The following is an 11,945-nucleotide window of genomic DNA, read 5'->3' as shown; positions in this document are numbered from 1 at the left end:
TCGTTAGTCGCGATCGAGGCGCTTGGGACGGTCGCCCGGGCGAAGATGACCCAGTCCATGTCTTTAGGCTCTTTATTGATGTCCGATCCCGCGAACTGACCCGATGATGACCCCGGCGAGCACGAACTTGCCGGGGCTTCTTTCATGGAGATTGATTAGACTCGGCTCAGGATACCGCCAAGAATGCCGCCCATCGTGGAGTTAGCGCGGTGATGGAGAGGCCGAAGGTTTGAGAGAAGGCCGCTACCGCCGAGGGCTTTGGGGTGTCTGTGGTCGATCTCCCATCCATAGGAAGACTGGCGATTACCATACTCGGAAAACCGGATCAGGTTTCCGAACTCATCATGACGCCACTCGTTTTTATCGAGGCCAAACACTTCGATACCATGCATCCAGACAAAGAACTTATCAGCCATAATCTTCTGTACTCCTAAGTTACTATCAGCCGAATTTGAAAAACTGATTCGACCAACAACAATTCTACTTTTGTTCTCCCTAGGAATCAATAGCTTGGCTTTAGGAATCCTCGCTTTTGGCAAGGACTTAGATGGTTAACTAAAGCCCCATATCCTAGAAGCCTCTGGACGGCTTGACATTCTCACACAGAAGTCTCACACATTGAGAGGCAAGACGCTTCCTAAGTCGTTGTTTCTGAAAGATTATGCTTGTCGAGCGGAGTTTTCGATCCTCTCCACCGGCACCATTCCAACATCCTTGAAATGGCGATTGCTTTGAGAACAGCCTCAGCAGGCCGTTGGGGCTCTGTGCTTCATTGACGATTAAGGCCCTGCTCAGCCGCCACTTCCTGCTCTTTCGGGGCCCTTGCTGCCCGCTGGGGTTAGCCCGTCTTCCCAGGAGGCGGTTCTCCATGATCTCGCCTAGGCTGCCTCGCGCTATGGCTGGAGGCACTCGTGGAGGTATTCCTGCTCAAAGTGATGGGCTCAGCGGCAGCTGCCTCTGGCATCATTGCTGGAATCATCGCTACCCGGCTGTCCCGCGAAATTGCACATGGGTGCGACAGCCATCTGGTGCACCCAAGGCCGGAACGGCGCATAGTCGATTGAGCAGCACATTTACAGCCTTGGCGCCGGGCGGTTCCAGTGGGAGCCTCACCAGGGATTAAATGCCAAGCTTCTAGCGAATCTGCTCCTTACCCCAATTCTTGTGTGCGACCTCGTCGGAGATCTTCTGCTCGGTTCGGTTAAGTCTGCGGCGCCGGCTGCTGGCAACGGCCATGAAGATGCCGATCAGCAACGGGCCGCCGATGATCACCAATGCCCAGACCCAACCATCGGCTATATCCCACATCATCCTGCTCCTTATGCAGGGCCGCCTTGGGACGGCCCTGACTGTGCTTGCAGGGCTAACCGGTATGCAAACCTGTTGTTCCGCGCGAACACCATGCATAGGCAAAGCCGAGATCCGGCATTAGACAAGCGGGATGCTGAAAACAGTCCGACGCTACGACAAGACCCCATGCTGATCGCCATCACGGATCCTGACGACCTGCGAATTGAACCATATCGGGCCGTGAAAGAGCGGGATCTTCTGGGCCGCCAGCATCGCTTCATCGCGGAAGGCGAGGTGGTCCTGAGGGTGCTGCTGAGGCAGTCCCGCTTCGACGTCGAATCGCTGCTTCTAAGCGAAGGACGCGTAGAGGGCCTGAGCGATGCCCTCCACTCCTTGTCATCCGAGGTGCCTGTCTACGTGGCAAACCGGCAGGTGATGGATGCAATTGTGGGCTTTCCAATTCATCGAGGCATTCTCGCGGTCGCCAAGCGACCGGTGCTGCCTTCGGTCGAAGCTCTCCTGGCGAGTCTGCCGGAGAAAGCCCTTGTGGTCGTGATGGTCGGCCTTGCCAACCACGACAATGTGGGCGGAATCTTCCGGAATGCGGCCGCCTTTGGGGCAGATGCGGTCCTGCTCGATCAGGAGACCTGCGACCCGCTCTACCGCAAAGCGGTTCGCGTTTCGGTCGGCGGAGCCTTGGTGGTTCCCTTCACGCGTGTTCCCGCGACCGATGCCTTGGTGCAGGCGCTGGAGGAGGCCTCCTTCGAGGTGATTGCCCTTTCCCCCTCCGGCACTGAGGCCCTCTCTGAGGTCCAGCCCGCCCGGCGCACAGCCCTGCTCCTGGGGGCGGAGGGCCCTGGCCTGCCACCGGATCTCATGGTCCGGACCCGGACAGTGTCCATCCCGATGAGCGGCGGCTTCGACTCCCTCAACGTCGCCACCACCAGTGGCATTGCCCTGCACCATCTAACCCGGAGCAAATAAGGGTTAAGACCCTGTCCCGCTCGCTGACTTGTGAAAGGCCACGCCCTTGCCTGTAAGCGTGGCCGTTCTAGGCTTTTGCTCTCATGCCTGGAGACGCTCATGACCATCACACGCCGCACCATTCTTGCCACCACCGCTCTCGCCGCCACTCCAATTGTCGGGCCTGCCCTGGCTCAGACCACTCCTTCCTCGTCGGCTCCCCCCCAGGGGGCGGGTTCGGGTCAGGCGCCGGGCTTCTATCGTTATAAGGTCGGCGACATCGAGGTGACGGCGATCAATGACGGTTTCGCGCAACGCCCCCTCGAAGGCTTCGTTCGCAATGCTGAATTGTCCCAGGTACAGCAGGCCATGCAGGAGGCGTTTCTGCCTGGCAACGCGTTGCCGATCACCTTCAATACGCTCGTGCTCAACAACGGCGGCCGCCTGACCCTGATCGACACCGGCAACGGCGACATGGGTGCGCCGACCTCAGGCCGCTGGATGGCAAATTTCCGCGCCGCCGGGTTCGATCCGGCCCAGGTGAACACGGTCGTGATCAGTCACTTCCACGGCGACCACATCAACGGCCTGCGCCTGAAGGATGGCACCGCCGTCTTCCCGAATGCCGAAGTGATGGTTCCGGCTGCTGAGTGGACCTTCTGGATGGACGATGCGCGCATGAATCAGGCGCCCGAAGGCATGAAGGGCGCCTTCCAGGGCGCCCGCCGGGTCTTTGGCCCCATCGCCAATAACGTAAAGCGGTATGAGATGGACAAAGAGGTCGTGCCGGGCCTGACCGCCGTGGCAGCTCCGGGACACACACCCGGTCACACGGTCTACATGCTCTCCTCCGGCAACGGCAAGCTGATGATCATGTCGGACACCACGAACCACCCAGCTCTGTTCGTGCGCAATCCCGATTGGTCGGCGGTCTTCGACATGGATGCGGACCAGGCCCGCGCCACGCGCCGCCGGCTGCTGGATATGGCCGCCTCGGAGCGGGCACAGGTTGCCTTCTACCACGCTCCCTTCCCGGGAACGGGTCACATCGCCAAGGAGGGCAACAGCTTCCGCTTCGTGCCCGTTCAGTGGAGCCCGGCGGTCTAAGACAGGCCTGCGGCTGTTTCCGCAAGAAGCCACTCCAGGGTGGCCGCATCTCCGCCGGTCGGCTCGATGAAGAGAACGACCGGCGTCTCATAAGGATGGCGCTCCTTCAGCGCCTGGTGCACCTGATCCTGAAGGCCCTTGCCGGTCTTCAGGATGGCAACCGCCTCCTGCCCATGCTCGACGGCGCCCTTCCAGGCATAGACCGACCTCATTCCCGGCAGCACGTTGATGCACGCAATCAACCGGTCTCGGACCAGCCCCTCCCCGATCGACAGCGCGATGTCCACATTGGGAAAGGTCGTATAGACGAGTAGCGGGCGATCCATGCTATGCCTTTCCTCCGCATCCTATAGGACGCAGCGAGGGTAACTGGGCATGGCCCGTCGTTTCAACAACATCGCATTCGTAGCCAGCGCAGCACCTGACGCACAAAGCGCGCTGCAAGTGCTGCAGGATCGTTACACAAATGTTGCGCCCGAGCAGGCCGACGTGATCGTAGCCCTCGGCGGCGACGGCCTCATGCTGCAGAGCCTTCACCGGTTCATGGGCACCGCCAAGCCCATCTACGGCATGAACAAGGGTACCGTCGGCTTCCTGATGAATGACTTCCGGGAAGAGGACCTGTTCGACCGGCTCGAAGCGGCCGGACGGAGTGTGGTTCACCCGCTGCTGATGGTGGCCTGGGATGTCCACGGGGTGGCACACACGGCGAGGGCCATCAACGAAGTCTCCATGCTGCGCCAGACCTATCAGGCCGGCAAGCTGCGGCTGAGCGTCGACAACCGGGTGCGCATCCCTGAACTCAGCGCGGACGGCATCCTGGTCGCAACCCCTGCTGGGTCGACTGCGTACAATCTCTCCGTTGGCGGGCCGATCCTGCCACTGAACGCCCCGCTGCTTGCCCTTACGCCGATCTCCGCCTTCCGCCCGCGGCGCTGGCGTGGCGCCCTGCTTCCGGATTACGCCAAAATCCAGATCGAGGTTCTGGAGCCCGGAAACCGCCCGGTGAGCGCGGTCGCCGACCACACCGAATTCCGTAACGTCTCTCGGGTCGATGTCTCCATGGACCGCAGCGTGGATCTCGTGATGCTGCACGATCCGGGCCACAGCCTCGACGAGCGTATCCTGCGGGAGCAGTTCGGCTATTGACGATGACAGAAGGCGCGGGCTTCAACGTGCTGGCTTAAGAATCAGAGGTCACCATCATGAACGATGACAACAGGCATCCAAGAGGCGGCCTCTATTTCGAGGATTTCACCATCGGCACCACCATCCATCACCGCCTGACCCGGACGGTGACGCAGATGGACAACATGCTGTTCTCCAACATGACGCTGAACCCGCAGCCGCTCCATATCGATGCGCATTTCTGCGCCACGGAGACGGAATGGGGCAAGCCGCTCATGAATTCCCTGTTCACCCTCGGCCTGCTCATCGGCATCTCCGTCAATGACACGACAGTCGGCACGACCATTGCCAATCTCGGCATGACGGACGTGAAGTTCCCGGCCCCGCTGTTCGAGGGCGATACGATCAATGCCACGACGGAGATCGTCGCCAAGCGCGAGTCGAAGTCGCGCTCTGACGCCGGCATCGTGGAGTTCATTCACCGGGCTTACAAGCAGGACGGCACTCTCGTTGCCGAGTGCCGCCGTCAGGCCTTCATGCGCAAGAGGAGCGCCTGATGCGCTCCCTTCTCTTCGTGCCGGGCGACAGCGCCAGGAAGCTTGAGAAAGGCCTGACTTCCGGAGCCGATGTCCTGCTCATCGATCTTGAGGATTCGGTGGCCCTCTCCGCCAAGGAAGAAGCACGCCGCGTCACGGCGGAGTTTCTCGACGAGCATCGCACGAAGGTTGAGCGCCCGCGCCTTTTTGTACGCGTCAACGGCTTGACTACCGGCCTCATCGACGCAGATCTCGACAGCGTCATGCGATCCGGTCCTGATGGAGTCGTTCTGCCGAAGACGATCGGCGGCGCCGACGTAGCGCATCTCGGCGCCAAACTCGCTGTGCGCGAGGCCGAGTCCGGCTTGGAGGATGGCGTCACCCGCATTCTCGCCATCGCGACGGAGAATGCCGCCGGCGTCTTTGCGCTCGGCTCCTTCGCGGGAGCGAGCCACCGGCTTATGGGCCTCACCTGGGGCGGCGAGGATCTGTCGGCTGATCTCGGCGCCGAAACGAACCGCGATGCGGATGGCGGGTACACGGACCCTTACCGTCTCGCCCGCTCCCTCACCCTGCTGGGCGCCACGGCGGCCGGTGTTGATGCTGTTGATTCCGTCTTCACCAACTACCGCGATATGGCGGGCCTGGAAACCGAATGCCGCGAGGCACGGCGCGACGGCTTCGTGGCCAAGATGGCGATCCATCCGGCCCAGGTACCGGTTATCAACGAAGCCTTCACACCGTCGCAGGAGGCGGTCGAACGAGCCCTAGCGGTGATCGAGGCCTTCAAAGCCAATCCCGGAGCAGGCGTTGTCGGTGTCAACGGCGAGATGCTGGATCGGCCTCACCTGCTGCGTGCCGAGCGGCTCCTAAGGCGTGCCGGCGAGCACTCAATTGGCTCGCCCGGGCTCTCGGGTTGAGGGAGCATATGGAGGGCCGGATCCATGTTGCGCTCGTCTTGCTGCAAGCGTCGCGCCTTTCAGTAGACGCACCACCGGCAGCTTCGAGACAGCGCCAGGATTACCGAGAGGCTGACCTCACTGGACTCCACGTCTCGTCCGATTCTCTCGTAGACATGACGTCAAGCCGACGTGTGGTTAGCGCAATCAGATGCGAGATCACCTCTGCCCGAAGCCTGCATAGTAACCTTCGTATAGACTTGGCACTTCATAGGGTGGGGCATAGACTTGTGGAGGATATCGGCGACGGATGGTCTCTGTTGTTATCGTATAGCCAGATCCATTATCCTGGATCACTTCATGGGTGTTCCTCACTTTGATCCAGTGATCCATGCAGCCGTACCCATAAGGCGGGGCATCGGGACCATGCTCGTCAACGCACAGGCGACGATCCATGCGGTAAGCCTTGGCCTGCGGCACCACCCTGTCATACCTTTCGATGAGGTCTGCCGCGTATGTACCCATTGGACCAGCCATGGAACAGGCTGAGAAGCTCAAGCCAGCGAAAGCACCCATGAGTCGACGGCCCATTGCAGGTCTCCCTTGTTTCCGAAGGGAGGAACGCGGCCAAGCTTGCTATGTTCCGGGGAACACACCTTATGGAATAAGGAAAGAAAGATGAGTTCAAGTGCACGACGACACTGGATGCAGTACTTTCGTTGCTTTGCGCATTTTGAACTGTCGGCCCAATCCCGACGGGCACCCGTAAAAACCATTCGAGATTCATTGAGCTACCGCAGACGTAAGCGTTGCCCGTCCTGCCTTTCGCGTGATTGATCCGCTATCCCGGCTATGAAATGCGATCTCAGGGTGAGGGTTCAGGACGTTCCTGTAGATTCCCGTCCCAAAGGCGCATTGGGTTTCGGCCGTAAGAGGGCATATGAGCACAGTAGTGTCTATGGTCACGATCAGGACGCGCCGTTTCCTCTGCATTGATGACAGGTCATAAGGTCGTTTCTGAGATTTTGTGAAGGCCCCCCTCCGGAACGAACCTGAGACGCAGCCGAAAACGGCTTATCCTCCGGCTTGAATTGTGGCGTGTTCGACTGTTGGCGTGATCGAAGTTTGAACCAAGCACATTGAGAGCCTACCCCATGATTGTCAGCAGAAACTCCGATTTGAAGACGATGGCGAGGTCGCTACAGGCAACCTCACTGTATCGACGGTTGCTGCTCATGAGCTTTTTGCGCCCTATGCCCGAACGGAGGGGCACGCAAAAAGTTGTCGATCAAACGGTTGCCGCGTAAGGAGCGCATGATACGCTTCGATTAGACAGCGCCCCGCTTTCCCGCCCTCAGTTGCTCTGCCGCAGGTTAGTTGCTCAGAGGGCGATGCAGACTCGGCAACGGTGATCGTCCAAAGCCATAACCCTCGGACGGGCCCGTCCTCAATCTGGCACACCCGTCCGATGACTTTGATGCCGTCGAACGCTGTAAAGTCCGGCTTGGGTTGAGCATCCTCTTGGGTCAACATCCACTTGATTTCCATGAACTGGAACCCCGCTGAAATCAAAAGGCAGTGTCGCTTGGAGAGAGCGGCGAATAGCGCGCAAGCCATCGGCCGATCTGCTCCGGGTAGGGCGCAAGCTGCGGCAGTATGGTTATCAATTCGTAAACGCTGACCTGCTCGTCTGTCGTGGTAACGTTAACCAGTCGCCAGTTAACCCTCTGGAAATGCGGATCAGCGCACTTTGATTTCTCCGACTGAACTCGGAGGGCCTTATGAAGAGGCAAAATCACCCACCTGCTTACGTTCTGGAAATTAAGAGACGATGGCGGGTCGTCATTCCCATTTGCGGGAAGCTCACTCCGAAGGTCCATGTGGCCGAGTTTTCTTCTCGTGCCAGCGCTCAGGCGTGGCTTCGTAGCGAGGATGGCCAGCAAACAGTTGATTCATATCAGGGGAAGTCGGCTCTCGCCTCGCTCGGCAGCATCACCCTGGCCCCGCCAGCGGACTTCGATGAGACTAATCGGGAATGGTCCTGACGCACATGGAGCATCTCTGACAGGCCTTGATCGCCCCCTAGACCTAAGCCCGTCCAGACCGCTTCCGATTGAGCTTTCTTCTTGCCTCGTAATTCGTATCACGTGAGTGGCTGTAGATTTCTGCCCGGCCGGCCTGCTGCCCTTGACGTGTAAACCCAGCGGCAATTCGCCAGAGCTTAGCTACAAGGCTGCTCCGTGTTTTGAACTGGACAGCCGAGAAAGAGTTACCTCATAGTGGTCGTCTCTACAGGCAGAGGACAGTATGGCTTTGTTATTGGTTGCGGCCCTACTGGGCGGGTTCGCTACATTTGCGATACTCTTGCCCTCCGGGATACTCATAGCGCTGCTCGGAGCCCCGTTTGGAGGGAGCCTCTTGTGCCTCATGGCAGGCCTTCTTCTGGCCCTCCTGAGAACCAGAGCCGAGCGCGGGGTTGAGCCTGACGCGGCCCTGTCGCCAGCAGCTCACATTGCTCGCCCCACCACCCGCTGAACCTGCACAGCGCCCCACTCACCATCGTTGGATGTCCTGATCCCTGCGCGATCAGGGCTGCCGCATCTAGCGCTAGGACACGGCGCCGCTCGCCTGAATGCTTTCCATCAACGGCCTGATATCTGCAACATCGTCCCTAGATCGGCTTCTCCTGCGCATGGAACTTCATGGGTTGGGATGTTGCAGGAGAGTTAGGTGAGAGCCGGTCGCTTGGTCTCTGGAAAGCCGCCCTGCCCTTTTTGAATTACGGCTTTCTCAGGCCTGGAACCAGCCGCGATGTAAGTCACGTGGTAACGACCTTCCAGCATCAGTGGTGGTGGCCCGCGGCTGCCGTCGGCGCGTTTCGGACACCGGCGCGGCCGATCTGGTACTCAATTTCCACAATACCGGCCTTCTCGAACACGAGCGTGCCCTTGATGATTTCACCGGCCTTTGGTCCTCGGTGCAGATCTACGAGCATCGCGTGCACGGCACCTGGCTTCAGCTCCACCGTTTCTCCCGGGTCAATCACAAGACCTTCCGCCACAGCTTGCATGCGAGTGAATCCGTCAGAGGTGACGGATTGATGAATCTCGAGGCGTCCCGTTTCGGCTGCCGTGCCGCCCAGCAACCTGTCCGCCTGCTGCCCTGTGTTGGTGATGCGCATGTAGCCAACGGCCCGTTTGACCCCTCCAGGCGCCTCTCTCGACCAGGGCACCTCGATCACGATGGAACCGATGCGGTAGGTGGGGGGCTCTGCCGTTTGGGCGGAGGCATGCCGGATGTTTATGCCGGCCACGGCGCCCAGGAGGACGGCGCCTACAACGGCAGAAAAGATAGTTTTCATGATATGCTCTCCGGTGAGATCACGAGGCACTCGCCTGTTTTGGGGCAGCGCCTTGGGATGTTTGTTCAACCTGGCTTTTCAGGAATTCGACTGTCCCCGGATTATCCCACTCCGCGCCGCCCACGAGACGGCCGATCTCCCGTCCAGCCCGATCAATCACCAGAGTCCCCGGCAGGCCGACGAGGCCTAGATCGCGCATGGCTTGGGCGCTCTCGTCATTATGAAGACTTAGGTTTCTCACCCCAACCTCGTCGAAGAACTTGCGCACAGCGCTGGGACCTTTCCTGTCAATGGACAGGGCGATCACGGCGACATCCCGCGGGTCAAATTTCGCCTGAAGTCGGTCAAGGCTGGGCATCTCCTCGCGGCAAGGGAAGCACCAAGTCGCCCAGACATTCAGCACAACCACCCTGTCGCGAAGGTCGGACAGCTTGAGCGACCTTGCCGTCTCGTCAGTGAACGAGATGTCCGGCAGGGAGCGCGGCATCTCATGGACCACCAGATGGGCGGGCCTGTTCTTAGCGCCGACGGTGCCAGGCCCAAGGACAACGCCAAGCAAGATCAGGATTGCCCACCTGGTGTTCGCTCCTGAACCGGTGTGGCGGAACCTCATGGTACGGTCGATGCGGAATGACATGTGATCGAGATTGAGAGAAGTTTCATCGTTGTCGCTGATGATTACCGCAGTTCCGACTTCCGCAAATCGGACCTTTGGCCCAATTCCCGCAGGACCTTTGGACCCTCGAACAGGTATCAACCACCGTGGTGCAGGATCAACCGCAGGAATCGAACCGCCAGGTTCCATTCTCTACCCAGAGGATTTCATCGGGTCCTGCGCATGAAAAGAGGGACCAAGAGCGGCCATCGCTCCTGATCCCTGAAGTCAGCGAATGGCTGTCTCCATCTAGGGGCAACAAGATGGCGACCATTCGCGAGACTAAGCTGACGGCACAGCCGGCGCATGTCATCGTCCGAAGGTCCGAGGCTAAGGTCTGACCGGGCCTGTCACCGCAGGCGGTGCTGCCACCTGGATGACAACGCGCCATGGTACTGCCAGAGAGCAATGACACCATCCACGTCAGCTTTCACGACCCACGAGCGCTGTCCCTGCCGTCCCGCGGGTTGGCAGTGAAGTTGTGAGGCGTCTCTAAGACCGGTGGAGCATTGCCTTTACCCGTGCTCTGCTGTTGAGGCTGTTCGTCACGTGGAAGACAATCGCGAACCGGATCGTCGCGTGCGATGGGTCCTCCGTCATACGACAGGCGCCCGGGCACTGCGGGACGAACAGCACTCCGCAGGTCAGGGAACTCGTCCCTTGGTCGTAGTCCAGAGCACCGTCGCTCGGTATTGTCGCGCGACAAAGCCTCTGCAGCATCAGCCTTCTGTTCTGGCCAGAAGATGCCCTTTGTGACGTCTCACAGACGCTTGGCGCGATGCATCCCTCAACACCAATCCCGCAAGTGATCTCACACCTGTCCCCACCTTGTGTAGAGTCTTTCCGGGAGATGTGCCCGGAAGGCTCCAGAAACCCAATTAGCGCCTGGCAGATAGGCGCATGGGATAGTTCACAACAGATCAGGCGGCGGGACACTGAGAGCGACCCTCTGCGCCAACCGCCTGTCACAACATTGGCAACCGAGAAGATAGTCGTGCATCCGGAAGCAGATCAGGAGGCCTTCTTGCGGAACTCGTTATGGCAGGCGCCGCAGTTCTGAAGCACCTTGGGCATCTCGGTCTTGAAGGAGGCCTCGTCCTTGATCGTCGTCATGGCGGTCTGAGCGTCCTGGCTCATCTTCGTTCCGATGGACTCGAACTTGGCCTTGTTCTCCCAGATTGTCGGCAGGGCCTCGGTCTTCTCCGCGTTCTTCGAGCTTTCCGGGAAGAGCGTGACGAACTTCTTGGGGTTTTCGGCAAACACCTTCAGGCCGGCCTGAGCCTTGGCAAGGTCGAAGGGTTCCTGCCCGCGCATCATGGCGCCGATGGGCCGGGTCTGCGCGCCCATCTCCTTCATCAGAGCCTGACGCTGCTCGACCACATTGCTCTGGGCAATGGCGGCGGTCACCCCGATCGCCAGAAGGCTGGCGACGAACATTGTACGCTTCATTGATGTGTTTCCCCTCGTATGCCGCCTGTAAGACAGTCACTGTAGCTCTCGTTGGACGCTACGGGGGAATTAACGCATGTATTGTCAAGCTTGTACAGAATACTTGCCTGACTACTTAGGATGAAAGCGCGGCACCTCGAATGTACGGGAACGGCAGCCTCTTCGTGTTGATTCCCGGCACTTTGAGGCTAGTCGCTTTGGCCTCATGGACGCGCTGCAATCCCTGAGCCAAAAGAATCGGCTCTGCTCTTCGCGGCAGGTTCCGCCCCGACCCTCGTGAACTCTGGGTCTTTCGTCCGGGTTTCACGGAAACCGGCCCGTGCACTTCTCAGAAGCGGTCCACTCGAGAAGTCCCCGAGCCAGCAGCGAGGAGGCTCGATGCATTAAGCAGATCGTGAACAGAGGCGCGCAGAAGACCGGCAGGTGGTCCGATTTGTGGTGGCCCTCGAAGACGCTGCTGCGCTAGAACACCTCAGAGGGACTGTTAAAGTTTGCGCCATTCATCCAGCTTCGACGGTGCACACGAGACTTGATGACCTGCCCACCTCAACCGAACA

At 59.6% G+C, this 11,945-nt stretch carries 11 protein-coding genes; 5 read left to right on the top strand and 6 right to left on the bottom strand.

The window, feature by feature from the left end; all coding sequences use genetic code 11:
* Positions 1–155: 155 nt before the first annotated feature.
* Together JKL45_RS12660 and JKL45_RS12655 are read right to left on the bottom strand one after the other, a co-directional pair.
* Positions 156–416, bottom strand: coding sequence for an HNH endonuclease signature motif containing protein (locus tag JKL45_RS12660; protein ID WP_201861498.1), 261 nt, complete (start codon positions 414–416; stop codon positions 156–158).
* A 718-nt stretch (positions 417–1,134) separates the two neighbouring features.
* Positions 1,135–1,311 (bottom strand): hypothetical protein, encoded by a 177-nt coding sequence (locus tag JKL45_RS12655; RefSeq protein WP_201861497.1) that lies wholly within the window; start codon positions 1,309–1,311, stop codon positions 1,135–1,137.
* Between the two features lie 165 nt (positions 1,312–1,476).
* On the opposite strand from JKL45_RS12655, the gene JKL45_RS12650 reads away from it, so the two are divergent.
* Both JKL45_RS12650 and JKL45_RS12645 read left to right on the top strand, forming a co-directional pair.
* Entirely contained in the window at positions 1,477–2,274 is a 798-nt protein-coding gene (locus tag JKL45_RS12650) for a TrmH family RNA methyltransferase (RefSeq protein WP_201861496.1), read from the top strand.
* A gap of 99 nt (positions 2,275–2,373) precedes the next feature.
* Entirely contained in the window at positions 2,374–3,360 is a 987-nt protein-coding gene (locus JKL45_RS12645; RefSeq protein ID WP_201861495.1) for an MBL fold metallo-hydrolase, read from the top strand.
* Here JKL45_RS12645 and cutA read toward each other — a convergent pair.
* Positions 3,357–3,686, bottom strand: coding sequence for a divalent-cation tolerance protein CutA (gene cutA / locus JKL45_RS12640; protein ID WP_201861494.1), 330 nt, complete (start codon positions 3,684–3,686; stop codon positions 3,357–3,359). The genes JKL45_RS12645 and cutA overlap by 4 nt on opposite strands.
* 49 nt (positions 3,687–3,735) lie before the next feature.
* Here cutA and JKL45_RS12635 point away from each other — a divergent pair, with 49 nt between their 5' ends.
* Genes JKL45_RS12635 through JKL45_RS12625 form a run of 3 tightly spaced genes read left to right on the top strand, consistent with a single transcriptional unit; the run spans position 3,736 to position 5,944 of the window.
* A complete protein-coding gene (locus JKL45_RS12635; protein ID WP_201861493.1) occupies positions 3,736–4,509 on the top strand; it encodes an NAD kinase in 774 nt (257 codons plus the stop codon).
* Positions 4,510–4,565: 56 nt separating this feature from the next.
* Positions 4,566–5,045, top strand: coding sequence for a MaoC family dehydratase (locus JKL45_RS12630; RefSeq protein ID WP_201861492.1), 480 nt, complete (start codon positions 4,566–4,568; stop codon positions 5,043–5,045).
* Positions 5,045–5,944: an HpcH/HpaI aldolase/citrate lyase family protein gene (locus JKL45_RS12625; RefSeq protein WP_201861491.1), complete on the top strand. Its 900-nt coding sequence runs from the start codon at positions 5,045–5,047 to the stop codon at positions 5,942–5,944. Before JKL45_RS12630 ends, JKL45_RS12625 begins: the two co-directional genes overlap by 1 nt.
* 2,821 nt (positions 5,945–8,765) lie before the next feature.
* On the opposite strand, the gene JKL45_RS12620 is transcribed toward JKL45_RS12625, so the two are convergent.
* From JKL45_RS12620 to JKL45_RS12610, 3 genes are all read right to left on the bottom strand, one after another.
* The gene (locus tag JKL45_RS12620; RefSeq protein WP_201861490.1) at positions 8,766–9,284 is read right to left on the bottom strand and encodes a copper chaperone PCu(A)C; all 519 of its coding nucleotides are present in this window, start codon (positions 9,282–9,284) and stop codon (positions 8,766–8,768) included.
* A gap of 19 nt (positions 9,285–9,303) precedes the next feature.
* The gene (locus tag JKL45_RS12615) at positions 9,304–9,843 is read right to left on the bottom strand and encodes a TlpA disulfide reductase family protein (RefSeq protein ID WP_201861489.1); all 540 of its coding nucleotides are present in this window, start codon (positions 9,841–9,843) and stop codon (positions 9,304–9,306) included.
* Between the two features lie 1,107 nt (positions 9,844–10,950).
* On the bottom strand, positions 10,951–11,388 hold the full coding sequence (locus JKL45_RS12610) for a c-type cytochrome (RefSeq protein WP_201861488.1): 438 nt from the start codon (positions 11,386–11,388) through the stop codon (positions 10,951–10,953).
* Positions 11,389–11,945: the final 557 nt, after the last annotated feature.

Origin of the sequence: Microvirga soli (genome assembly GCF_016734765.1) — a bacterium.
GTDB lineage: Bacteria > Pseudomonadota > Alphaproteobacteria > Rhizobiales > Beijerinckiaceae > Microvirga > Microvirga soli.
The sequence above is the reverse complement of the archived record's forward strand: the minus strand, read 5'-3'. Positions and strand labels throughout refer to the sequence as shown.

What these genes read in the sequence shown, in the direction of transcription:
- JKL45_RS12660 (WP_201861498.1), bottom strand. Translation starts at nt 416, where the DNA reads ATGGCTGATAAGTTCTTTGTCTGGATGCATGGTATCGAAGTGTTTGGC.
- JKL45_RS12655 (WP_201861497.1), bottom strand. Translation starts at nt 1,311, where the DNA reads ATGATGTGGGATATAGCCGATGGTTGGGTCTGGGCATTGGTGATCATC.
- JKL45_RS12650 (WP_201861496.1), top strand. Translation starts at nt 1,477, where the DNA reads ATGCTGATCGCCATCACGGATCCTGACGACCTGCGAATTGAACCATAT.
- JKL45_RS12645 (WP_201861495.1), top strand. Translation starts at nt 2,374, where the DNA reads ATGACCATCACACGCCGCACCATTCTTGCCACCACCGCTCTCGCCGCC.
- cutA (WP_201861494.1), bottom strand. Translation starts at nt 3,686, where the DNA reads ATGGATCGCCCGCTACTCGTCTATACGACCTTTCCCAATGTGGACATC.
- JKL45_RS12635 (WP_201861493.1), top strand. Translation starts at nt 3,736, where the DNA reads ATGGCCCGTCGTTTCAACAACATCGCATTCGTAGCCAGCGCAGCACCT.
- JKL45_RS12630 (WP_201861492.1), top strand. Translation starts at nt 4,566, where the DNA reads ATGAACGATGACAACAGGCATCCAAGAGGCGGCCTCTATTTCGAGGAT.
- JKL45_RS12625 (WP_201861491.1), top strand. Translation starts at nt 5,045, where the DNA reads ATGCGCTCCCTTCTCTTCGTGCCGGGCGACAGCGCCAGGAAGCTTGAG.
- JKL45_RS12620 (WP_201861490.1), bottom strand. Translation starts at nt 9,284, where the DNA reads ATGAAAACTATCTTTTCTGCCGTTGTAGGCGCCGTCCTCCTGGGCGCC.
- JKL45_RS12610 (WP_201861488.1), bottom strand. Translation starts at nt 11,388, where the DNA reads ATGAAGCGTACAATGTTCGTCGCCAGCCTTCTGGCGATCGGGGTGACC.